The 22,726-nt window shown below is 65.1% G+C and carries 18 protein-coding genes; 8 read left to right on the forward strand and 10 right to left on the reverse strand.

The features are described from left to right. The 3 genes from ACFMO3_RS08165 to ACFMO3_RS08175 all read right to left on the reverse strand — a co-directional run. The coding region (locus tag ACFMO3_RS08165) for a c-type cytochrome (RefSeq protein WP_376789925.1) at positions 1–546 on the reverse strand (546 nt) is incomplete at its 3' end. 166 nt (positions 547–712) lie between these two features. Continuing rightward, complete coding sequence (locus ACFMO3_RS08170) at positions 713–3,082, reverse strand: glycosyltransferase family 4 protein (RefSeq protein WP_376789926.1); 2,370 nt, start codon at positions 3,080–3,082, stop codon at positions 713–715. Between the two features lie 207 nt (positions 3,083–3,289). After that, positions 3,290–4,228, reverse strand: a complete 939-nt coding sequence (locus ACFMO3_RS08175) for a glycosidase (RefSeq protein WP_376789927.1) — start codon at positions 4,226–4,228, stop codon at positions 3,290–3,292. A 424-nt stretch (positions 4,229–4,652) separates the two neighbouring features. Here ACFMO3_RS08175 and ACFMO3_RS08180 point away from each other — a divergent pair, with 424 nt between their 5' ends. From ACFMO3_RS08180 to ACFMO3_RS08210, 7 genes are all read left to right on the forward strand, one after another. After that, entirely contained in the window at positions 4,653–5,606 is a 954-nt protein-coding gene (locus tag ACFMO3_RS08180) for a GDP-mannose 4,6-dehydratase (RefSeq protein WP_376790105.1), read from the forward strand. A gap of 46 nt (positions 5,607–5,652) precedes the next feature. Continuing rightward, positions 5,653–6,639, forward strand: a complete 987-nt coding sequence (gene gmd, locus ACFMO3_RS08185; protein WP_376790106.1) for a GDP-mannose 4,6-dehydratase — start codon at positions 5,653–5,655, stop codon at positions 6,637–6,639. Between the two features lies 1 nt (position 6,640). Further along, a complete protein-coding gene (locus tag ACFMO3_RS08190) occupies positions 6,641–8,065 on the forward strand; it encodes a phosphoglucomutase/phosphomannomutase family protein (RefSeq protein ID WP_376789928.1) in 1,425 nt (474 codons plus the stop codon). A 48-nt stretch (positions 8,066–8,113) separates the two neighbouring features. Further along, positions 8,114–8,893, forward strand: coding sequence for a TatD family hydrolase (locus tag ACFMO3_RS08195; protein WP_376789929.1), 780 nt, complete (start codon positions 8,114–8,116; stop codon positions 8,891–8,893). Between the two features lie 165 nt (positions 8,894–9,058). After that, the gene (locus tag ACFMO3_RS08200; RefSeq protein WP_376789930.1) at positions 9,059–10,048 is read left to right on the forward strand and encodes a polyprenyl synthetase family protein; all 990 of its coding nucleotides are present in this window, start codon (positions 9,059–9,061) and stop codon (positions 10,046–10,048) included. An 81-nt stretch (positions 10,049–10,129) separates the two neighbouring features. Continuing rightward, a complete protein-coding gene (locus tag ACFMO3_RS08205; protein WP_376789931.1) occupies positions 10,130–11,041 on the forward strand; it encodes a glycosyltransferase family 2 protein in 912 nt (303 codons plus the stop codon). 92 nt (positions 11,042–11,133) lie between these two features. After that, complete coding sequence (locus ACFMO3_RS08210) at positions 11,134–11,919, forward strand: TIGR01458 family HAD-type hydrolase (RefSeq protein ID WP_376789932.1); 786 nt, start codon at positions 11,134–11,136, stop codon at positions 11,917–11,919. Positions 11,920–12,588: 669 nt separating this feature from the next. On the opposite strand, the gene ACFMO3_RS08215 is transcribed toward ACFMO3_RS08210, so the two are convergent. The 5 genes from ACFMO3_RS08215 to ACFMO3_RS08235 form a co-directional block, all read right to left on the reverse strand. Beyond that, complete coding sequence (locus tag ACFMO3_RS08215) at positions 12,589–14,379, reverse strand: amylo-alpha-1,6-glucosidase (protein WP_376789933.1); 1,791 nt, start codon at positions 14,377–14,379, stop codon at positions 12,589–12,591. Between the two features lie 115 nt (positions 14,380–14,494). Further along, positions 14,495–15,511, reverse strand: coding sequence for a type II secretion system F family protein (locus ACFMO3_RS08220; RefSeq protein WP_376789934.1), 1,017 nt, complete (start codon positions 15,509–15,511; stop codon positions 14,495–14,497). Further along, positions 15,508–16,749 carry a pilus assembly protein TadG-related protein gene (locus ACFMO3_RS08225; RefSeq protein WP_376789935.1) on the reverse strand — a complete coding sequence of 414 codons (1,242 nt, stop codon included), beginning with the start codon at positions 16,747–16,749 and terminating at the stop codon, positions 15,508–15,510. Before ACFMO3_RS08225 ends, ACFMO3_RS08220 begins: the two co-directional genes overlap by 4 nt. A gap of 97 nt (positions 16,750–16,846) precedes the next feature. Beyond that, positions 16,847–17,590 (reverse strand): nicotinate-nicotinamide nucleotide adenylyltransferase, encoded by a 744-nt coding sequence (locus tag ACFMO3_RS08230; protein ID WP_376789936.1) that lies wholly within the window; start codon positions 17,588–17,590, stop codon positions 16,847–16,849. A 72-nt stretch (positions 17,591–17,662) separates the two neighbouring features. Further along, positions 17,663–19,369 (reverse strand): NAD(P)H-hydrate dehydratase, encoded by a 1,707-nt coding sequence (locus ACFMO3_RS08235; protein ID WP_376789937.1) that lies wholly within the window; start codon positions 19,367–19,369, stop codon positions 17,663–17,665. A 228-nt stretch (positions 19,370–19,597) separates the two neighbouring features. On the opposite strand from ACFMO3_RS08235, the gene ACFMO3_RS08240 reads away from it, so the two are divergent. Next, positions 19,598–19,978, forward strand: coding sequence for an ASCH domain-containing protein (locus tag ACFMO3_RS08240; RefSeq protein ID WP_376789938.1), 381 nt, complete (start codon positions 19,598–19,600; stop codon positions 19,976–19,978). A gap of 46 nt (positions 19,979–20,024) precedes the next feature. Here ACFMO3_RS08240 and ACFMO3_RS08245 read toward each other — a convergent pair whose 3' ends face one another. Beyond that, a complete protein-coding gene (locus ACFMO3_RS08245; protein WP_376789939.1) occupies positions 20,025–21,944 on the reverse strand; it encodes a GNAT family N-acetyltransferase in 1,920 nt (639 codons plus the stop codon). A gap of 91 nt (positions 21,945–22,035) precedes the next feature. After that, positions 22,036–22,722, reverse strand: a complete 687-nt coding sequence (gene sfsA / locus ACFMO3_RS08250) for a DNA/RNA nuclease SfsA (RefSeq protein ID WP_376789940.1) — start codon at positions 22,720–22,722, stop codon at positions 22,036–22,038. Between the last annotated feature and the right edge of the window lie 4 nt (positions 22,723–22,726).

Consider the following 22,726-nt stretch of genomic DNA (forward strand, 5'->3'; position numbering starts at 1 on the left):
ATCCGTCGCCGGCCGTCCCCTCTTGATGAACTCCAGCAGCTGAGCGTCGGTCTGCTGCCGCACGAAGGCACTTGTGGTCAGATCCTTCCCCAGGCCGGGCAATCCTTTGGCGTCCGGCCCGTGGCACGAGGCGCACGTGCCTAAGAACAGCTGCTTGCCATTCTCCGGGTTCCCCTGAAGTGCAGCCACCGCCGGCGGGGAGGCCGGAGTCGATGATGCCGTGCTTCCCCCGGAGGCTGTTCCCGGCGAAGCGGTCTGAGGTTGAGGCATGGGATAGAAGATGACCGCCAGGACAACCAGCAGGGCCAGGCCGCTGATCACGAACGGCCAAGGGCCGATCCGCTCAGCAGAGACCGCGGGGACAGCAGCCGCCTCGGTCGCCGGCGCGGGCGCTTTCGCCGTCGCCGCCGGGGCTTGCCCGTAGGCCGCCTGGACCTCTCGGGTCAGCCAGGCCATGAGAATCGCCAGGAGGCCTCCCAGGATCAGTGTGGCCAGAAGAACGCCGACGGTCAGAAGGGCGATCTGCACGGGTGAAAGCGTGGGCATGAACATTCACCTCTGGAAGAGAATCGGCGTCGAGCATTCAGCTCTTCACGCTGGAAGCGCCATGCTGCTCCCCTGGGTGGGGACAGACGGGTTGGACGCTTTCAGCCCCAGCCATCCCACCAGCGATTCATTGAGGTTTGGCATCCGGATGAAACCTGATCGAATTCTATGGGAGGGAAGAGGAAACGTCAACCGGGCTCCTGGCGTTTTTTGGGGAACAAGATCCAGATTCCGCCTCATGAAAGAGCGCAAGAGGATCGCGAGCGGTGCGCTCGGGCCGGGTCCGCTCCTGGGCAGAGGGAAGCAGCCGATGGGCCAGCTGGAGCGTGAACAGCCAGGCCAAGGTGGATTCCGCCCCCTGGTGGGTGCTGGGGCCGAGCGGCTCCAGGCCATCCCGGCATCCGCCGGTCTTTGGATCCGCCAGGGCACATCCCCGGTCGTTCCACCCGAGGAACCAGCCAACGCACCGCTCCAGAACTTCCAGCCAGCGGGCATCCCGAGTGGCCTCCCAGGCCCGCGCGGCCGCCTCCGCCATGGCGGCTCCCTCCAGAGGCTGCTGGGCGAACCGGGCCCTGGATCCGCCTCGGGGGAACCATCCCCGGTTTCCGATCCAGGAGAAATGCCCACTCTGAGGATCGGTCTGGATTTCCACCAGCCATTGCAGGGCGTCCAGGCCCCATGCGACCCATCGGGGCTCACCCAGGCGATGCCCGGCGGCGATGAGGGCCGCCGGCAGAATTCCGTTATCGTAAGTGACCACCTCATCGCACCATCGCCAGCCGGGCCGGGCGTGAACCTGGAAGCGATCCGCCAGACGCTGGGCCAGTTCTTTTACTTCCTCCTGCAATCGGAGATCGCCCGGAAACCGCTCGAAACCGGCCAGGCCCCCCAGAATGGCATACGCCCAGGGCCGCGGATGCTGAAACGCCTGACTGGCCGGCCAGGCCTCCCGGAACAACGCGGCAGCGATGGCCTGGATCTCCTCCGGCCCGAAGGCCATGGCCTCCCCCAGTGCCCAGAGGGCGCGGCCATGGGCATCCTCCGATCCGGCTTCCTCGAGCCATCGCCGGTCATAGCCCATGAAGTTGCGGAACCGCCCGCGCTCGGGATTCCAGGCATGGATCAGAAACGCCATATAGGTCTTCATCAATGGAAGGAGGGAAGGATCCCGGCTTCGGGCCCATTCCCGCACCATCACCAGCAGCCCGCGGGCGTTGTCATCGGTGCAGTATCCAAACTGTCGGTGCGGGATCGTCCCCCAGGCATGCTGGAGAAGTCCGGTCTCATCGGTGAGCTGGCGCAGGTGCTCCAGGCGCACCGCCGGCAACTTCGATGGACGAAGGGGAAGCCAGGCCGGGCGATGAACGGCCTGAGGGTGTTCCAGGATCTTCCGGAACAGATCCAGATAGCGGCGGCCGATGATCGGCCAGGCCATCTCCCGTCCCCGCTCATAGGCGGCCCGGCGCAACTGCTCCCGCTCCTCCGGATGGGAGAGGAGGTGGTCCAGCGCGCGGGCCATGGCCTCCGGATCCTGGAAAGGAACCAGGAGGCCCCGTCCATCTCCGAGGATCTCTTGGGCATACCACGAGGGTGTGGAGATGATGGCCTTCCCGCAAGCGAGGGCATAGGTGAGGGTGCCGGAGACGATCTGCTCCCGCGCCAGATAGGGCGCGACATAGATGTCTGCCGCCATCAGGAATGTCAGCAGCTCCTCTCGATCCAGATAGCGATCCACGAAATGGATGTGATCCTGGAGTCCGGCCTGCGCGATGGCCTCCTCCAGGGATCGGCGGTAGGACTCGCCGAACCGGCGGCGGACCTCCGGATGGGTGGCTCCCACGATCAGATACAGGAGATCGGGATGCCGGGGGACAAGCGCCTTCATCGCCTCGATCACGGTCTCGATCCCCTTATTCGGGCTGAGCAACCCGAAGGTCATCAGCACCTGCCGCCCCTCCAGCCCCATGCGCGCCTTGTAAGGGGCGGGGTCCTCGAACGGCATGGCGGGGGCCCCATGGTCGATCCGAAGGATTCGCTCCGCAGGCACCCCATAACGTTCTATCAGAAATTGACGCGCTCGCTCCGACATTACCACTACACGATCTGCCCGTCGGGCGAGAGCGATTAAGATCCGCCGCTGGTTCTCAGACGGCTCATAGAGGACAGTATGCATGGTGACCACGAGGGGTTTGCGCAAAGCGTTCACCAGATCCAGCACGTATTCACCATCTGTCCCCCCAAAGATCCCATACTCATGCTGCAGGCAGACCAGATCCACAGAGGTCTGGTTCAGGTAATCCGCCGCGGCCCGGTAGTCTTGCGGGATCCCATCTCGGATCTCGAAGGTTACCTCAGGGCCGTAGGCGTAGCGCTGAGGCGGATTGGTGAGGGCTACAATATGGACGATCCCAGAGCCGTCCAGCGGCTCGCCCTGGGCTTCTGCGATCGCTTTTGCCAGATCGTGCGTGAACGTGGCGATCCCACACCGTCGGGGCACATAAGTCCCCACCAGGGCGACCCGGATGCGATCCTTCATGATCTCTCACCTCCGTTTTCTGGGATGGGAGAGACAGATCGCCTCAGGATCGGACCCGAAGAGGGGCGGGATGACACGGTTGGGCTGGATTTCAGGAAGGCCGGGCGACCTGCTTCCAAAAGCCCCGGAGAAGATCCATCGCGTAACGGCAGGCATCTGCCTTTACGGGTGGCTTCCACGCTTGCCGAGAGGAGGCCCCTTCCACCCCTATACGGGGGCATAGCGTAAATAATCCAGCAGCGCGCGCAGATCAGCCGTCGCCATGGCGACGCAGGTGTCCGCCGCCCCGTAATACATCAACAGCTCCCCGGAGTGGGGATCCACCACCGCGCCGCATGGAAAGGTCACGTTGGGTACGTCGCCGATCCGTTCGTAAGGGGCGCGGGGGCCAAACACCCACTCGGCGCTGCGCCGGATCACCTTCCGGGGATCCTCCAGATCCAGCAGGGCCATGCCGACGCGGTAAATCCGCCCCGATGCCGTCTGGCGCACGCCGTGATAAAGGAGCAACCAGCCCTCGGGCGTCTCAATCGGCTGAGGCCCCAGGCCCACCCGATCGGAATCCCACCAGCCCCCGGGGCGGGCTTCGATGATCACCGTGTGGTCGCCCCAGTGGCGCAGATCCGGAGAAAAGGAAATCCAGATGTTGGGGCGAGCTCCTGGCGCCGTGGGCATCGGGCGATGGATCATCGCCCATCGGCCCTTGAACCGGCGGGGGAACAGGCTGGCGTCCTTATCCTCCGGAGGGAGGATCGGGCCCAGCCGATGGAAGACTTTGAAGTCCGCGGTCGTCGCCAGGGCGACCAGTGGCCCGCCCCGGGAGTAAGCGACGTAGGTCACCGCATACAGGCCTTCTTCTTCCAGAAAGACGATCCGCGGGTCTTCGATCCCCCAGAATTCCTCGGGATGATGCAGGGGGTCTGGGAGCAGGGTGGGTTCGGAGTCCACCCGCCAGCCGCTTCGCCCATCGGGGCTACGGGCGGCCGTGAGATGAGAAAGGCCCTGGAAATCCTCCACGCGAACCAGGAGGAGAACCTCGCCGTTGAAACGGATGGCCCCTGGATTGAACACGGCGTTCGCTGGATACGGCCAGTCGGCCGCTGTCAGGATGGGATTTCCCGGATACCGATGAAAGAGCTCGGGCATGGGAGCTCGACTCCTGATCCAAAAGGATCGATCCTTGAAGAGGAGTACGCCGTCGCTTCCCCCGCAAGATCTGGAGATCGAGCGGGTTGCCTTCGGTTTGTCTCAGTGTCTTCCGACGATAGCCCTCCCCTTCCTCCATGGCAATGGCCTCGCGGGACGGGAAGGGGAAAGAGCCTCCATGCCGCAGAATCCTTCCTTGTTCATAAAATATCCGCTATCTATCAGAAGAAGATTAGAGGATCGGATCTCCGCCGCAAGGCCTGGCGAATGGACCGATCGTCGCTTCCTAAATGGAAATCCGACCCGATGCGAGGCGCTCATTCTGCTCCCCGCTCGGGAGGCGGAGTTCGTGCCGAGACCTCACAGTATAATTCAGGGCGGCACGCCGGATTTGATCCCGGAAAAGGAGCCATCGCCTTTGCGGGTGCTCATTACCGGTGTCAGCGGCTTCGTCGGCCGTCATCTCGTCTCCATCTTGGCTCAGGAAACCGACTGGGAGCTCTGGGGATGGGCCCGGCGGTCGTGGGCCGGGATTCCGAACCGTCTTCAGCTGGCCCGGGTAGACCTCCGGGATCCGGAGGCGGTGCGCCAGGGGCTTGCCCTTGTGCGACCGGAAGGCATCATCCATCTGGCTGCCCAGTCCGATGTGGCGGAATCCTGGAAGGATCCTTGGGGAACCTTCGAGACCAACGTGCGGGGCACCCTGAATCTGCTGGAGGGAATTCGGACGCTGGGATTGCAGCCCCGCGTTCTGATTGTGACTTCGAACGAGGTCTACGGCTTAATCCGCCCGGAGGAGGTGCCGGTTCGAGAGGATCATCCCTTCCGCCCAGCCAATCCATATGGGATCAGCAAGGCGGCCCAGGACTGGCTGGCCGCCCTCTACGCCACGGCTTACGCCATGCCGATCATCCGGGCCCGTCCCTTTAATCATATCGGTCCTGGTCAAGATCCCCGTTTTGTGGTCCCGTCTTTCGCCCGTCAGATCGCCTGGATCGAGGCGGGATTACAGGATCCGGTGTTGTGGGTGGGGAATCTAGAAGCCCGACGGGATTTCACCGATGTCCGGGATGTGGCGCGCGCGTATCGCCTGCTGCTGGAGCGGGGAGAGCCCGGCGAGGTCTATAACATTGGGTCCGGTCGACCCCGTTCGATCCGGGAGGTGCTGGAGCTCCTCCTCGCTATGGCGCGGGTGAATGTCCGGGTGGAGGTGGATCCCCAGCGCATCCGCCCGGTGGAGATCCCTATCAGCGCGGCCGACACCGCCCGGATCCGGGAGCGCCTGGGATGGGAGCCCCGCATCCCCCTGGAGCAATCCCTGCGGGATGTGCTGGAGGAATGGCGGGCCCGTGCGGAGCAACAGCGAGCGGGGAGGTAGAGCGCCCCATCTCTCAAAAACCCAGAGGAGGTGCGAGGGGATGGCAATGGAGAAGAAGCGGGCTCTGATTACCGGTATCACCGGCCAGGATGGCTCTTACCTGGCGGAGTTCCTCCTGGAGAAAGGCTATGAAGTGATCGGGATGGTCCGACGCACCAGCACCATCAACTTCGAACGGATCCGCCATATCCAGGATCGCGTCCTCCTGGTGCAGGGGGATCTGCTGGATCAGTCCTCCCTCATCGATATCCTGCGGGAATACCGGCCCCACGAAGTCTACAATCTGGCTGCTCAATCCTTCGTTCCCACTTCCTTCAAGCAGCCGGTCCTCACCGGGGAATTCACGGCCCTCGGCGTCACCCGCCTGCTGGAGGCCATTCGCCTGGTGGATCCCACCATCCGCTTCTACCAGGCCTCGAGCAGCGAGATGTTCGGGAAAGTCAAGGAGGTTCCCCAGAATGAGAACACCCCCTTCCATCCCCGCAGCCCGTATGGTGTGGCGAAGGTGTATGCCCACTGGATTACGGTGAATTACCGGGAGAGCTATGGGATGTTTGCGGTCTCGGGGATCTGCTTCAACCACGAGAGCCCACGTCGGGGGTTGGAGTTCGTCACCCGCAAGATCACCCACACGGCGGCGAAGATCAAACTGGGCCTGGCCCATGAGCTCCGCCTGGGCAACCTGGAGGCTCGCCGGGACTGGGGTTACGCGCCGGATTACGTGCGGGCGATGTGGCTGATGCTGCAGCAGGACGAGCCGGAGGACTACGTGATCGCCACAGGGGAAACCCACTCGGTGCGGGAGTTCGTGGAGCTGGCGTTCGACTATCTGGGGCTGGACTGGAAGAAATACGTGGTGGTGGATCCCGCCCTCTACCGCCCCGCCGATGTAGATCTCCTGGTCGGCGATGCCACCAAGGCGCGGACCAAACTGGGGTGGGCGCCCTCGGTAACCTTCGAGCAGCTGGTGAAAATCATGGTGGACGCTGATCTGGAGCTAGTGAAGCAGGAATATGGGATCCGGGAGGGCTGAGATGACGGTCATCCGCTTCGGCACCGACGGATGGCGCGGCCGCATCGCCGACGATTACACGTTTGCGAACGTCCGGCGATGCGCGCAGGGCTTCGCCCGGTGGTTGCTGGATACCGGCCAGGCGGAGGAGGGGGTGGTGATCGGCTACGATCACCGGTTCGCCTCTGAGCACTTCGCGGCGACCTGCGCCGAGGTCCTGGCTGGCAACGGCATCCGGGTCTATCTGTGCGAGCGGGCCGTGCCGACGCCGGTGATCAGCTACGGCGTGGTCGCTCGCGGCGCGGCTGGAGCCATCAACATCACCGCCAGCCACAATCCCCCCACGGATAACGGCTTCAAGGTCCGCAACCGTTTCGGGGGCGCCGTGGATCCTCAAGGCCTCCTGGAGATCGAAGCCCGCATCCCCCCGGATGAGAGCGGAGTGAAATGGATGCCGCTGGCGGAGGCGCGGGCGCAAGGGCTGGTGGAGATCTTCGACCCAACCACCCCCTACATCGAGCACCTCCAGACCCTGGTGGATCTGGAGGCCCTCCGACAGGCGGATCTCACCATCGTGGTGGATCCCATGTGGGGGAGCGGGGCAGGCTGGCTGCGGCGGCTGCTTTCCCCTGGGCGCATCCGTATCGTGGAGATCCACGGCGAGCGCAACCCGATCTTCCCCCGCATGAAGCGTCCGGAGCCCATTCCCCCCAACCTGGAGGACCTGCAGGAGCAGGTGCGGGCCTTGAAGGCCGACGCCGGGATCGCGACGGATGGCGATGCCGATCGGGTGGGTCTGGTGGATGAGCAAGGGGAATTTGTGGATCAGCTGCGCGTCTACGGCCTGCTGGCCCTTTACCTCCTGGAGGTCCGGGGACAGCGGGGACCGATGGTCAAAACGCTCTCCACCACCTCCATGCTTGAGAAACTGGGGGAGCGATATGGGGTCCCGGTTTATGAGACGGGCGTCGGCTTCAAGTATGTGGCCCCGAAGATGATGGAGACCGATGCCCTCATCGGGGGTGAGGAGAGCGGGGGTTTTGCCTTCCGGGGGCATCTGCCGGAGCGGGATGGCATCCTGGCGGGCCTGTACCTGCTGGACTTCATGGTTCGGACGGGGAAACGGCCCTCTGAGCTCATCGAGTGGCTCTTCCGCTTGGTCGGCCCCCATTATTATTCGCGCATCGATGTGGAATTCCCACCGGAGCGCCGGGGGGAAACCCAGGCCCGGCTGGATCAGGCGCAACCGGAGCGGCTGGCCGGGCTCCGGGTCGTCCGGATCGACCGCCGCGATGGCTACAAGTTCTACCTGGAGGATGGGGGCTGGCTGCTGATCCGGTTCTCGGGCACGGAGCCCCTGTTGCGGATCTATACAGAGACCACCGCGCCGGAGCGGGTGCCGCAGCTGCTCGCGGCGGGCCGCGCCCTAGCCGGTCTCGAGGGGTAGAAATTCCTAAGCTGCCTGGGCCTGACAAGATCGGAACTCATGGCCGCGATGACGCTGATAGATACCCATTGTCACTTGGACGATCCCGCCTTCGATGAGGACCGGGAGGAGGCGCTGGCCCGGGCGCGGGAGGCCGGGGTGGAGGCCTTGGTGATCCCCTCGGTGACCCTGGAGCGAATCCCGGCCGCGCTGCAGTTAGCAGAGCGTTATCCCGGGATCTATGTGGCGGTGGGGATTCACCCCCATGCGGCCTCGACCTTCTCGCCGGCGGCGCTAACGCAGCTGCGGGAATGGGCCCGGCATCCTCGGGTTGTAGCGATCGGGGAGATCGGCCTGGATTTCTATCGGGACTTTTCCCCCCGGGAGGCACAGCGCGAAGCTTTCCGGGCGCAGCTGGATCTGGCCGGCGAGCTGGGACTGCCCGTGATCATCCATCAGCGGGAGGCTCAGGATGCCGTGATGGAGGAGCTGGAGCAATGGGTGGCTGCCCGTCCAGGCGCTCGGGGGATCCTGCACGCGTTCTCCGGGGACGCGGCGATGGCCCGGGCAGCCGCCGCTTGGGGATTGGCCCTGGGCATCGGAGGACCCATCACCTATCCTCGCGCGGAGGCGCTTCGGGAGGCTGTGCAGGCCGTGGGAGTCTCTCCGCTAGTCCTGGAGACCGATTCCCCCTATCTGCCCCCTCAGCCCTATCGAGGGCGTCGGAATGAGCCGGCCTATCTCCGGCTGATCGCCGAGGCCCTGGCGCGCGTCCTAGACCTTTCTCCCGAATATATCGCCGGGCAAACCACTGGAAACGCTCGGCGGATCTTCCGGTTCGAGGGTTGAAGGAGGCGCTGAGGGATCTCCCGCACTCCATCATCCGAAGATGGACGATGGGATTTTGTGGAAAGATTCCCTCTCCTGTGACAGAACCGAGAGGCTGCTTTAAAATGTGAGGTGGGCACAGCGCCCCCCTTTCCGGCTCGTATCCTGAACCCAGGTAAACCGGGAATGCCTCTCACGGTGCAATATGGACCCTCACTGCGAAGGATTCAGGAATGGCTCCGCGAGGATCTGGAGCGGGTGGAAGCCCGGATGCGGGAGATCCCGCTGACCTTCGAGCCCCTCAGGACCGCGGTGGATCATCTGCTCACGGCGGGAGGGAAACGGATCCGCCCCCTGCTGGTCCTCCTGACCGGCCGGCTTTACCGGCCTGCGGATGAAGCGATGGTCAGCCTCGCCGCTGCCGTTGAGATGCTGCACACCGCCACGCTCATCCACGATGATCTGATCGACGGCTCTCTTCTTCGAAGAGGGATCCCGACCCTCAACGCCCTTTGGACCCCGGCAGCGACCGTGCTCACGGGGGATTATCTCTTCGCCTATGCCGCCTCTCTGGCCGCGCGCACAGGAAACGTCCGGGTCATGGCGATCTTCGCCCGCACGCTGATGACGATCTGCGAGGGCGAATTGCATCAGCAGTTCGGCGACCGCGAGGTGATGCGGAACCGGCAGGATTACCTGCGACGGATCTACGCGAAGACTGCGGCTATGTTCGAGCTGGCCACCGAGGCCGCGGCGGTGCTGGCGCAGGCGCCAGAGCCGGAAGTCGAGGCCCTGCGGCAATACGGGGTGGATCTGGGCATGGCCTTTCAGATCATGGACGATGTCCTGGACTTCACGGGGGAGGTGCAGACCCTGGGCAAGCCGATCGGCAATGATCTGCGTCAGGGGCTGGTGACCCTCCCCGTGTTGCTTTACCTGGAGGAGCACCCGGAGGATTCGCTGATCCTTCAAATCCTGCAGGGAAACTCTGGGGATGATGGGATGATCGAAGAGGCCGTGCAGCGGATCCGGGATTCAGAGGCCATCGCGCGTGCGGTGGCGGAGGCTGAAGCGTTTGTGCGTCGAAGCCGGGCCCATCTTCAAGGCCTGCCGGACGGCCCCGCGTGGCATGCGCTGTGGTCCCTCGGAGATCATATCCTGCGCCGGGATCGCTGAGTCGTTCCCCCTGGGGACGGCATGCACTCCGCGCGTTGCTCTCCCCTCGATCAGCCAAGCGTTTCTCAGATGGATGTCTCCGTGATCATCGTGAGCTGGAACGTCTGGGGGTGGCTGGCCCCCTGTCTGGACTCGGTGCGGGGGGCCCTGGGCGCGCTGAAGGGGGAGATCATTGTGGTGGACAATGCCTCCACCGATGGGACACCGGAGCGGGTGCGGAAGGCCTTTCCAGAAGTTCGTCTCCTGGTCAATTCGGTCAATCGGGGCTTCCCCGCGGCGAACAACCAGGGGATGGCTGTTGCCCGGGGCCGTTATTTTTTCCTGTTGAACCCGGACACCCGGGTTCTGGATCGGGCCATCGAATCCCTGGTGGCCTTCGCCGAAAAGCACCCGGAGGCCGGCGTGGTCGGCCCGCAGCTGCTGAACCCCGATGGGACTGTTCAATCCTCCCGCCGCCGGTTTCCCACGTTCTGGACGGCCCTCTTTGAAAGCACCTGGTGGCAGCCTTACGCGCCCCGCAGGATCCTGCAGCACTATTACGTGCTGGACCGCTCGGACGAAGAGATCCAGGAGGTCGACTGGGTGACGGGAGCCGCCATGCTGGTTCGGCGGGAGGCGGTCGAGCGGGTCGGGCCGATGGATGAGGGATTCTTTATGTATGCGGAGGAATTGGACTGGTGCCGGCGGATGCGGGCGGCGGGCTGGCGGGTGCTTTATTATCCCCGGGCGAAGGTGATCCACTATGGGGGGCGGAGCAGCGATCAGGTGCCCGCAGTGCAGCATCTGGCCTTCCAGCGAAGCAAAGTCCGTTATTTTCGGAAGCATCATGGCCTGATGACCGCCGCCGCTCTGCGGGCGTTTCTGATCGGACAATACCTGTGGCAGATACTGGTGGAAGGATTGAAGGCGGCCCTGGGGCACAAACGGGCGATGCGCTGGAAGCGGGTTCGGATCTATGCGCAGGTTGTGCGAGGCCTACTGGTGGATCAATGAAAAAGCAAGACGACCGGCTTAGGCCTATAGGCCCCTCCCCAGAGGGGAAGGGAGGATTGTCGTTGTTGTCTCCAGAAAGGGGTGAACAGACCATGTCCTCTTCCCATCTGGAGATCCGGGCGGTCCTTCTCGATCTGGATGGCACCCTTTACACGGCGGAGGGACCGATCCCGGGCGCAGTGGAAGCCGTCCGGGCCCTCCGGACCCGTGGGATGACGGTCCGCTTTGTCACCAACACCACGACCCGCAGCCGCCGTGCCCTGGCCGAGCGGTTGACCCTCATGGGCTTCCCCGCTCTCCCGGAGGAGATCTACAGCCCTCCATGGGCTGCTGGTCGCTTCCTGAAGGCCCAGGGCGCCCGGGCTTTCCTGCTGATCCCCGAGGGTGCCCGGGAGGACTTCGCAGGCGTCCAGGAGGATGAGCAACGGCCCGATTATGTGGTGGTGGGCGACCTGGGGGATGCGTGGACCTTTGATAAGCTGAACCGGGCGTTCCGGTTGATCCTGGAGGAGGGCGCGGCGCTCATCGGGCTGGGGCGGACCCGCTATTATCGGGCGGCGGATGGGCTCCGGCTGGATGTGGGGCCCTTCATTGCCGCCCTCGAGGAGGCGACCGGCCAGAAGGCTCTGATCCTCGGGAAGCCGGATCCCGCCTTCTTCCGGTTGATCCTCGAGGATCTCCATGGGCCGCCGGAGCAGGCCGCAATGGTGGGAGACGACATCGAGATCGATGTCGGCGGGGCGCAATCGGTGGGGATGTGGGGCGTCCTGGTGCGGACCGGCAAATTCCGACCGGCAGATCTGGAGGGATCGGTCCGACCGGATGCCATCCTAAGCTCCGTGGCGGAGCTCCCCGCGTGGCTGACGGGAACAAGGTGAGGGGGGCCGCCTCGACAGTCCCCATCCCGGTTTCCTCCGTTCAGGTTACTTTCCCTTGCCCTTCCCCTGGCCAGGCGGCGTCTCCGACTTCCCACCGCCCTTCTTCGGCGGCATCGCCGGCCCAGCCTCCCCGTTCTCACAGTGTGGGACGCCCATCTTCCCCTCTATGGAAAGCCGCCCGGACCTCCGACCAGCCGATGAGGGGTCCGGCCATCCGGCGACGATGCCGGGACGCCCGTGCCGTGGCGGCCGAACCAGGCAGTCGCCTCATGGCTCATAGCCGCCATCTCCGCCGGCAGCGTCGCGCGTTGGCCTCCTTCAGCACCGCTGCGATGTATTGATGAGCCAGGATGTAGTACGCATCGCCCCGCGGCGCCGTCCAGAGAGCCTCTATCCAGGTCTTCCCACTGGAGAATCGGATTCGGTCAGGGTGGCGATGTGGTGGAGCTCTGTCATCCCGTCACAGGTGCTCTCATTGGTGATGGTTTTGTGGAAGGAGAGCGAGCCGGAATCGGAGAACGCCCACGGTCCGATCTCGCTGGGCGTGCAGGCGAAGCCAGCAGGAGGGAGGTGTTCTTCTCGGGCGACTATGCGGTGTGGGGAGGGTGAGAGGAAAGGGGCATGGCTGCCGGGCTGGGGCCACCGAAGGCGGCCCCAGCCCCCGGGATCTTATTGTTCTTCGCGGCTGGCCTCGATGGCCAGATCGATGAACACGGCGGAGGTCCACCCGAAGATCGGAGCCGCCCGGGGCGGACGGGCTCCGGTTTCGGGATGATAATACTCGTAAAGATCCGGATGGCCCATGGCCAGCTCCAGCGTTCGACGGCGTAGCTCCCGGGCTAGGTCGGCGTATCCGCATCGGAACAGCCCCTCGATGAACAGGCGGTTGATGTTCAGCCAGGTGGGGCCGCGCCACATCTGCTCCGGGTCGTAATGGGGATCGTCCATGGCCACCGTGGGGATGGGATAGCGCGGCCAGAAGGCGCGGGGATCTGTCAGATGGGCGATCAGGCGCTCTGTCATCGCGGGGGGGAGCCGGCCGGTGAGCAGTGGGTAAAGGCTCAGCGGGGTCTTGATGCGGACCGGGGTTTCTCCCCGCAGGGGCCAGAACAGCCCGGCTTCTTCATCCCACATGGCCTCTATCATCCGGCGGGTCAGCGCCTCTGCCTCCGCCTGCCATCGCGCCGCGTCTTCCCGCTCCCCGATCACCTCTGCAATGCGGGCCAGATGCTCCATCTGGATCACCAGATATGTGTTCAGATCCGGGGACTCCACTGGCACCCCTCCGTCCCACACTGGGGAGTCATCCCATCCCGAGGAATATGGATGGTTATACTGACACAGGCCGTCCCGATCGTCATCGTTCCGCTCAAACCACCAGTTGTTCCATCGCACCAGCGGTTCGTAGATCTCGTCCAGGAAATCCCGATCTCCGCCCATCTCGTAGATTTTCCAGGCGGCCCAGGCCGTAATGGGAGGCTTGGTGACATCCGCGTCTACCGGGATAGGGAGATGAGTCACCCGCCCTTCGTCGTGAACCGCATCAGGCACCATCCCATCTTCTCGCTGGTGATCCAGAACGAGGCGGATCTGGTCTTCCGCCAGCTTCAGGTCCACGTAGCGATAGGCCAGGGCGTGGAAGCATGCATCCCACTGCCAAACGCCCACATAATGGATCTTGCTGGGGGTCATCCCCTCCCGCGTCATGTAGTAGCGCGGGGAGATCAATCCGGCCCGCATCACCCACCAGGCGTAGTAATACTGGGGCGCCAGATCTTCTCGGACGGACGGGGCGGCGGCGAACCAGTCATGCCAGCGAGCCTCCGCCTCCAGAAAGACGGGGAGGGCCGGGCGGATGGACCGGTTGAATCCGAGGCGTGGGGTGATGTTGAGCAGGACCGCGGCATCGGGGGTCGGTTCGATGAGGAAGGTCACCCGGAACAGCCCGGGGCCGGCCGATTCGATCTGGTTGAGCCGCAGGCGGGCGTTGGTGGTGTAAGCCAGGTTGCGCACACCCCGCAGGACCCCTCCCCGGCGGTCGGCCCGCGCGGTCTCCGCCTGGGCGATCAACTGGATCCCGATGGCCTCGGCGGGCAGGGCGAGGTAAAGGGCCTCCGGATCGTTGAAGGTCATCCCGATGATGCCACGGGGAGTGTGAAAGAACACGGCATGGGGATAGGAAACGAAGGAGGCAGGAAGCGGCTCGCCGTCCGGGCCGAGGAACACCATGCGCTCCACGATCGGCCGGCGGTGGCGATAGTCCCCGAACTTCTCCTGTTGTTTCTCCCAGCGCTCCGCTAGCTTGATGAACAATCCCGGCACCCCGGGGCGCAGGTCCTCGACGAACACCATCATGCGCGAGGACCGCTCGCTGAACGGCACGTGGTGGAGGTCCAGCCGGCCCTTCAGCAGGCGGCAGAACGGACTCCTCGGTTCCTCCCATCCGATGGGAAAGGCCATAGAGGATCTCGCTCCGGGTCTGGATTCCCAGGACCTCAGGCCCTGTCTGTCCTCCCCCGGATTATAGAAGGCCGGAGATGGCGGTCAACTTTTCCCCGCCGGGGCATCGCCGGACTCACAGGCTCACCCGCATCATCCGTCGGACCATCAGGAGGCCCAGGAGCACCATGAGGAGGATCAGGCCGAGCATGGCATAACCCGGAAGGCCGCTGGTGAAGAAGCGCATCATATAGCGTCGGTTGAGCGGGAAGAGGACCAGCCACAGGAACAGGGGAAGCACCGTTAGGATCTGGGCGCTGAGCCGATAGGAGGCTGTCATCACCCGGATCTCGTTCTGCAGGTGGACCCGCTCCTGGATCCGGGAGGCCACCCTTTCCACGAACTCCGAAAGGTTTCCCCCCACCTGCTGGTGGATCTGGATCGCTGTGATGGCCAGAGAGAGGTCCTCGCTGGGCACTCGTGCCCGCATGTGCTCCAGCGCCTCGGCGAGGGAGAAGCCCAGCCGGACCTCGATCAGGACCCGCCGGAACTCGTCGGCGATGGGGGAGGGGAGCCTCACGGCGACCTCCTCGATCGCTCGAACCATGCTTCCGCCTGCCCGCAGGACGCCGGCAATCAGAAAGAGGGCGTCGGCCAGCTGAACCTCTAAACGGCGACGGCGGACATCGCGGCGGTGATGGAGGAGCAGAAAAGGAAGCGCGCCCCCCGCTAGTGCCCCCAGCAGGACAAAGCCGGGAAGGCGGTAGATCTGAAGCCCGGCCCAGGCGCCCAGCGCTGCCAGCCCCATCGTCAACCCCATCCACTCCAGGGGATGCCAGGGGAGATCGGCCTCGGCCAGCCGGCGACGAAGCCCGCGCGTGATCCTGCGCTCCAGGTCCCGGAGCCCCGCCAGTCGTTCCCGGAGCCACCTTTGGACACCCTGCAAGCGTTCCTCGATCGGGTCTGGCCCGGTCTCCAGTCCCCATGCCTGCGAGGCGAAGGCGAGGAATGTTTCCTCCGGGTTTCCCTCAAGAGCCGGTGAAATCCGGCCGGGCGTCTCCTCCGGCTCTTCCTCCGGATCGAGCAGGATCCAGGCCAGCAGGAGGCCGATCAGGCTGAACCCGATCCCCACAATTAGCATGACGCTCATCATCGCAGGAGCTCCACCTGTGCGGTGCCCGCCGGGCATACGGTGGGATCAAAAGTGAGTTGAAGAAATCCACCCCTCCCATCCAGCGCCTTCCCGTAAACTGCGCCGCGATCGGACCGTGCCTGGATGGTTGCGGAAAGCCTCACCGGCCCCTCGCGGGCCAGGATCAAGCCGCTCCACTGGAAATCGCCGGTGGTGATGGTGATCGCCTGGCCGGCGACCAGCAAGGGGGCGCCTCGCTGAGGGTCGTTCAGAGCGGGGTGGAGGACATATGGATTATTGGAATCATCCAGGATCAGCGATCGGGTGGCCGCCAGGGTAACCGTTGCCCAGATTTGGCCTCCTCCCTGGCTGCGAAGCAGGCGCGCGTCCCCCTCCAGGTAATACAGGCCGTCCTGCAGGCGGACCCGCTGGGCGGTAATGCACTGACCAGGAACGGGGCGCACGGCTCCTCCTGGATGCGCATCGAGCTGGATCGGCTGGGTCGGATCCTGGGGCCGGATACAGTAGCGATCTCCTCCATAGGCGTTCCACAGGGAGCCGCCGGGGGCGAAGTCTTCCGGGGCATAGAGGGGAGGCAGGGGCTGGAAGGGAACCTGCACCTGCCCGTTCCGACATTGAACGGCGGGCCCGATGTTCGCCGTCGTTCCATACTCGCATGCCCCACTGATGACGCCTGCCCCCTGGAGGGTGAGGCTTGTCCCAGCGTGGACGCTGCCGTTGATGTTCAGGAGGAACTGGGCGCGCAGATCGTTTTCTGCGAAGAGGGCATGAGCGCAGGCGGGAGCGGATCGATAGAGGGCCATCGCCATCGCGCGGACCTCCATCGGATCGAAGCCGAAGACGCCAGCGAAGAAGGCGTCGAACCGGTTGATCACGGTGACCTGAACGCCCCGGGCTGCAGGCGGGATACTCCCCAAGCCCACTGGTCCCAGGACCTGGCCGTTCTCGTCCACATAGAAAGCCTCGAAGGCATTGGGGGCGCCGTCCACGTTGAAAACGCCATGGGCGTCAATCGCCTCCCGCAGGGCGATCAGGAGATCCATCTCACTCCCGCCCTGACGCCGGATCTCCCACAGCCGTCGCGCGCCGGCGAGGGCCGCGGCGTCGGCGGCGTTCTGGGCTCGCCGCCGCTGCCCGTAGGCGTTGCCCCCATCGATGGCCAGCGCCAGCAGCGCCAGGAGCGCCGCGAACGCCAGCGCGATCAGCACCAGGGCCTGTCCCCTATCTTTCAATTTCATCTTGCTCCTTGAGGCTGAATGGTCAGAATGTTCGGTCCTATCGATCCTATCCCGCCCAGTGGCTCGCCCCGATAGGACAAAGGTCCAGGGATTCGGATTATTCGGTGAAGCGCTCCAGCCCCGGTTGCTTGCCTGGCCCGGTCAGCCAGGGGAGGATCTCGGGGGGGACCAGGGTGTCCACTGGCTCTCCCCGCGCCAGCCGCTGGCGGACCTCAGAGGAGGAAAGGGTCGCGAAAGCCGGGTCGAGGGTCAGGAAAGCGATCCGGGCTCGATATGGAGCCCGTGATGGCGCCCGCAGAAAGGCTTCCAGGGAGGGACGATCCCAGGGCGGGCGGGGGGCGACCAGCAGGTGAGCGGTCTGGAAGAACGGCTCCAGGGCGGATTCCATCGGGATGTCCGGGTAATAGCGAGGATCGAACAGGCGGACCATCGTGTCGCCGCCCATGACAAAGAAGAGCTCTGGCCCTTCTCCCACGTCCTCCCGCAGGGCCCGTGCTTTCTCGAAGAACCGGGCGCGGTTGCAGAGGGCCACACTCCATCCTGGGCGCTCTCGGGCGATCGCCTGTAACATCGCCAGGCGCTCCGGTAACGGGAACCCGGAGAGGGGCTTTTCGACATGGGTGATGGCGAGCAGGAGCACGTTTTCTTCCAGCCGGAAAGCTTCCCGGGCGGCCTCCAGCAGGGCGAGATGGGCTCGCGTAGGCGGATTGAACGATGCGGATAAAATCCCCATGCGCCGCGCCCCGGGACCCGCGCGATGGACCCAGCGCCATTGGGGCGGAGCCTGGGGGTCCAAGCCCTCCAGCTCCGGCGTTCGAGGGTGAGCCCTATCCTTTTGCACGAGGGAGCGCCTCCCCATCGGCTCAGAGAACCGGTTCGGGCGACCCAGTGGCCGCCCGAAAAGCCCTCTTCATCAAAAGGAACGCGATTCCGCTCCGCCCAGCGCGCGGAGGGCGCTGGGGAGCCGGGGGATCAGATCCCCGGCGGTCACGCCGGCCGCCCCGATCTCCTGGCGCGCCCGTTCCCCCGCGAGGCCGTGGAGATAGGCGCCCAGCGCGGCGGCCTCAAATGGCGCCATTCCTTGGGCCCGTAATCCCGCGATGGCCCCTGCCAGCACATCCCCTGTTCCCGCGGTGGCCATAGCGGGATTCGCAAAGGGCATCACCAGCGCCCGCCCATCGGGGGCGGCCACCACGGTGAACGCCCCTTTGAGCACCACCACGTGGCCCCAGGTCTGGGCGAACTGTCGCGCGATTCCCAGGCGGTCCTGCTCGATGGCTGCTTTCTCCAGCCCGGTCAGCCGGGCCATCTCGCCGGGATGGGGGGTGAGGATCGCTGGGCCGGGCAGGCGGGCCGCCCAGTCTTTCGCCTGGGCGAGGGCGTTCAATCCATCCGCGTCCACGATCAGCGGGGGCCAGGCGGAGGAAGGCGCCGCCGGCTTTATCGTTTCCTCTTCGTCAATGTGAAAACCGATGCGCCCTCGCCGGACGGCCCGCTCCAATCCGAACATCCCGTGCACGAAGGCAATGGCCTCTTTCTCCTGGGTCAGCCCTGGGCCCAGGACCATCGCGGCGTAGCCTTCAACTGCTCGGGCCAGGACCTCCACGGCGTCGGGGATCAGGACCCCCAGCTCATCTGGCAGCAGGATGTAGGTGATCTCGATGGTTTTCGCCGCCAGGACGGGATAAATCGCGCGGGGGATGGCCAGAGTCACCCACCCCGCGCCGACCCGCGCCGCCGCCTGAGCGGCCAGCCAGGGCGCGCCGGGGTAGAGGGTGGAGCCGGCGACCACCGCCACTTTCCCGAACGTGTTTTTATGGGCGTCCGAGGGGCGGGGTGGACACCACGCCCGGGCTGTGGCCGCGTCCATCACTTCGAAAGCGCCTTCCGGCACCCACTTCGCCTCGATCCCGATATCGGCCACCACCAGCTCGCCGACGGCATGGGCGGCCGGGAACCGGAAATGCCCGACCTTCGGATGAGCGAACGTCACCGTGAGATCCGCATGGAACGCATGGGGATCGAGCTCCCCTGTGTCATAGTTCATCCCGGTCGGCCCGTCCACCGCCACCAGCCATGGCTCCGGCGGCGTCCGCGGAGGCCATGCGTCCGGAATGAGGGGGGAACCCGGGGCGAAGAACGAAGCCGGCCACGGCCGTCGTTCGCTCACTTCCGCCCGCACGATCTGCAGCATGCGAAGGAGATCCCCTTCCAGGGGCCGCGTGGTCCCTGTCCCTAGCAGGGCGTCTATGATCACCGTGGCGCTTCGGACCCAGAGGCGCAGCACCCGCCATGTCCGGTCGTCCGCTGCCTGGGCGATAAAGCAGCCCGCTGCCTTCGCCGCCTGGAAGACCGGATCGGTTTCCTCACGGGGCTTCAGTAGATAGCAGGCCACCTCCGCCCCAGCCTCCTTTAGGAAGCGGGCAGCGGTCAGGCCATCGCCGCCGTTGTTTCCAGGGCCTACCAGCACCAGGATGCGTCGGCCCTGAACGGACATCCGTCGCATGATCTCAGAGGCCACGGCACGGCCGGCCCGCTCCATCATCCGCGCATAGGTGTGGCCGGCCGCATCCGCGGCCGCTTCGGCCTGACGCATTTGAGCCACCGTCAGCACGTGCATCGCTCCAGCTCCTAAACGGTCAAATGCTTTCCCCGTTATCTCCGGGAGGAATCCCCCTGAGGATTTTCGGGCGCCCGCGGCGATCCCCTTGCCCTGGGAGGGGCTTTCCCTCCTCCCTTCGATCCAGGGGGCTATCCGAAGGGCGATGCATGGCCTCCCAGATCCGAATCATTTCTTATATCGTAAAATATACCCGAAACCTGCGGGAAGGGATGGGAGGGGATCGAGATGCGCCCGGAGCTGGGCTTGATCGTGCAGGAGCCCTATGCGACCTACATCGTCTCCGGCGAGAAGACCTGGGAGATCCGTCGGTATCCTACCCATATCCGGGGGCGCATTGGGATCGTCAGCCATCGGGGATGGATCGGGACCGCCGTGCTCACCGAGGTTCGGGGCCCCGTTTCGGTGGAAGCGCTCCGGCGGAAGTTCGCCCAGCACCGGGCGGATCCGGAGTTTCTAGAGACCTATGCGCAAGGCCGGCCTCTTTACATCTGGGTGCTCACGGATCCGCAGCGTTTCCCGGAGCCGATCCCGATTCACCGCCCCCGCGGGCCAGTGGTCTGGATCCGGCTGGAGGAAGCGCTGGCGGAGAGAACGCGGAAGCGGTAGGGGAAGCGCGGAGGGCCGTTTCCTTGGACCGCGGGCGGATCGCCGTTCATTTCCCCTGGGCGGATACCCGGAACAGACCGTAACCGGTGATCAGGATGAGATCGGGCGCCAGGCCCTGGATGACCTCCGGGCGATGGGTGGCGGCGATGAGGGTGATGCCGTGCTGGCGGCAGAGGGCGGCGACCTTGCGGGCCACTCGCAACGCCATCTGGGGATCCAGGTGGGCGGCGAACTCATCGATCAGCAGGAGATTCGGCCGCCGGGCCAAGAGATAGGCGATGCGAACGCGCTCCTTCTGCCCGGTGGAGAGCTCGGAGAAGCGCGCGCGATAAAGCACCGCGTCGGCGATCCCGGCGACGTTCAGGACCTCGATTGCCAGCACTTCATCCTCGGTGAGGCGGTAAAGTGCCTCCAGGATCGTCTCCTCGTTGAACTCGGGCTCGACCTCGCCCGGCAGATAGGCCGCGGCCTGCACGTTCTCCGGCATCTCGATGCGGCCGAACGGCACCCGATACAGCGGATCCCGCCGCCCGGTCGCGGCGCCGTAAAGCAGGCGCAACAGCGTGGTTTTCCCCGCCCCGGAAGCGCCGATCAGCGCCACGATCTGCCGTGGGTGGATGGTTAGCGAGACGTCCTTCAAGACGATCTTTTGAATAGTCCGCTCATGGACCCCGAAGGCCTCGAGGATCGCCTGGAGCGGGGGGGCCATCCTGCTCAGGCTCAACGTGTTTTCGTAACGGTAGGTGACATGGTGCAGGCGGATAGGCCCTGCCAGCGGCTCGACGGATCGGAAAGCCGGGCGATATAGCTTCCCCTGATGGACGCGCGCGACCGGATCGGTTTCATAAAATCGTTCCAGGTAAGGGATCGCCTCCTCCGCCAGCGGATACACCAGCACCGGACGGCCGGAGGCGGTATCCCCGAGGTAGCGGAATCCAGCCCGTTCCATGAACGGGTTGTAGCGGGCCATCTGGGCGATGGTCTCCAGAACGACCTTGGGCCGACGCATCTCCGGGATGCGTCGCTCCCGGATCCAGGCGATGGCTGCTCGCAAGGCCAGTTGCCCCAGGCCCTCTGCCCGGTAATCCGGATGGACCACCACGCGGGCCAGGCGGGCCCCCCGGGTGTTACAGGTTCGCAGGGCGATCTCCTGGGATTCCCACCACAGGTCAAAAGGGGAAAGATCCGGCCGCTCCCGTTTCAGCTCTTCCTCCAGCCGCTCCGGCCAGAACGAGGGTTCGAACCAATCGGCTGGGAAAACTGCCTGCCGCAAGTTGGGTTGAATCGTGCCATCCGGAAGGCGGCGGTGCATCATCGGAATCGGCGGGTCGATCCGCACATACCCGATATAGAGCGGCTCGTAGGGGGCGCGATCCTCCAGGAGCAGCACCAGGAAACGGGAGGCGCGGGTGGCGTCTTTTAGATCGCCGAAACGCATGGGGCGGCGGCAGCGCGGGCAGAGCGGCCGGGCGTTGGCTTCCGCCCATGTCCGATCCTCCGGGCACCACCAGCGGGCTAGGATCTCCGCCTCGGAAGCGTAGTGATGCTGCTCCAGATCGACGATCGCCTCGAAATCGGATTCCAGCCCGGCCTCCCGGGCGAGCACGGTGTAGCGATAAAGGGGTGTCGGAGCGAGCGGGGAGGAGCGCTCCAGGGTAAACCGTTCCTGGTAGAAGGGCCAGACCCGCACAGCTTCTCCCTCCACGATGCGCCATAGCATGTAGGCATCAAATGAGAGCGCCCGCGGATCTGCCCGCTCCCCCAGGGCTACCCGGACCTCCTCGCCGGGTTGAAACCACTGGGCCACCGTCCCGGTCATCGGCAGGCGAAGCCGTCCGGCCTCCCCCTCAACTTCCAGCATCCCGAACCAGCGATACCGGAAGCGATCCATCCAGACATGGAGGACCCGATAAGGCTTCGCTTCTTTCCACGGATCGGCAGGCACGGATGCGCGCGGATCGGTCACGGGGATCTTCCTCCAGGATGGAAGAATGGGCCTGGGTGTCCCATCTCAAGCCACCGGGTGGCATGGGAAAGACGGAATCGTTGCCCGGTGGCTACAGAATCACTGGGATGGGATCGGTCAGGCGGATCTCCTCCAGGGAAACGGCGCAACGATAAGCCAGGACTTGAACACCGTGGGCCGCAGCCGCTCGCAGGATCCGCCCGAAATCCGGATCCGCGGGATCGTGCGGCCGAAATGCCTGCGCGTCCGGCCGCTGCACGACGAAGAGCACAAAGGCTGGAACGCCGTTCGCCCGCGCCCCCATCAGCGCGGACACATGCCGGCGCCCTCGCACCGTTGGCGCGTCCGGAAACAGGCCGACGCCGTCTTCCACTAAGGTCACGCTTTTGACTTCCAGATAGGCGATGCCGCCGGGGCCCAAGAGACGGAAATCCACCCGGACCTCCCCCAAGGGAACCTCCGCCTCCAGGGCGGTGTAGGACCCAAAGGGTGGAAGCTCCCCCCGCTCCCAGGCCTCTCGGAACAGGCGATTGGGCACCCGGGCATCTGCGGACACCAGCGTCCCATCCGGCAGGCCCACCACCTGGAGGTCATAACCGGTTCGTCGCTGGCCTTTCCGTCGAGCCACCCATATGGGATAGCCGGGGACCAAGAGTTCGTGGAGGCGCCCGGAATTCGGGAGATGGGCCTCCACCCGTCGCCGCCCCAGGCGGACTTCCACCGCAAATCGGTTCAAACGACGCAGGAAAACCCCCGGAATCAGCGGCGGCCAGCGCATAGTG

Source organism: Thermoflexus sp. (genome assembly GCF_042408815.1).
Lineage (GTDB): Bacteria > Chloroflexota > Anaerolineae > Thermoflexales > Thermoflexaceae > Thermoflexus.

Bases quoted from the DNA above. Each gene is read 5' to 3' on its own strand.
- ACFMO3_RS08170 (WP_376789926.1), bottom strand. From the start codon at position 3,082: ATGAAGGATCGCATCCGGGTCGCCCTGGTGGGGACTTATGTGCCCCGA.
- ACFMO3_RS08175 (WP_376789927.1), bottom strand. From the start codon at position 4,228: ATGCCCGAGCTCTTTCATCGGTATCCGGGAAATCCCATCCTGACAGCG.
- gmd (WP_376790106.1), top strand. From the start codon at position 5,653: ATGGAGAAGAAGCGGGCTCTGATTACCGGTATCACCGGCCAGGATGGC.
- ACFMO3_RS08190 (WP_376789928.1), top strand. From the start codon at position 6,641: ATGACGGTCATCCGCTTCGGCACCGACGGATGGCGCGGCCGCATCGCC.
- ACFMO3_RS08195 (WP_376789929.1), top strand. From the start codon at position 8,114: ATGACGCTGATAGATACCCATTGTCACTTGGACGATCCCGCCTTCGAT.
- ACFMO3_RS08200 (WP_376789930.1), top strand. From the start codon at position 9,059: ATGCCTCTCACGGTGCAATATGGACCCTCACTGCGAAGGATTCAGGAA.
- ACFMO3_RS08210 (WP_376789932.1), top strand. From the start codon at position 11,134: ATGTCCTCTTCCCATCTGGAGATCCGGGCGGTCCTTCTCGATCTGGAT.
- ACFMO3_RS08215 (WP_376789933.1), bottom strand. From the start codon at position 14,379: ATGGCCTTTCCCATCGGATGGGAGGAACCGAGGAGTCCGTTCTGCCGC.
- ACFMO3_RS08220 (WP_376789934.1), bottom strand. From the start codon at position 15,511: ATGATGAGCGTCATGCTAATTGTGGGGATCGGGTTCAGCCTGATCGGC.
- ACFMO3_RS08225 (WP_376789935.1), bottom strand. From the start codon at position 16,749: ATGAAATTGAAAGATAGGGGACAGGCCCTGGTGCTGATCGCGCTGGCG.
- ACFMO3_RS08235 (WP_376789937.1), bottom strand. From the start codon at position 19,369: ATGCACGTGCTGACGGTGGCTCAAATGCGTCAGGCCGAAGCGGCCGCG.
- ACFMO3_RS08240 (WP_376789938.1), top strand. From the start codon at position 19,598: ATGCGCCCGGAGCTGGGCTTGATCGTGCAGGAGCCCTATGCGACCTAC.
- sfsA (WP_376789940.1), bottom strand. From the start codon at position 22,722: ATGCGCTGGCCGCCGCTGATTCCGGGGGTTTTCCTGCGTCGTTTGAAC.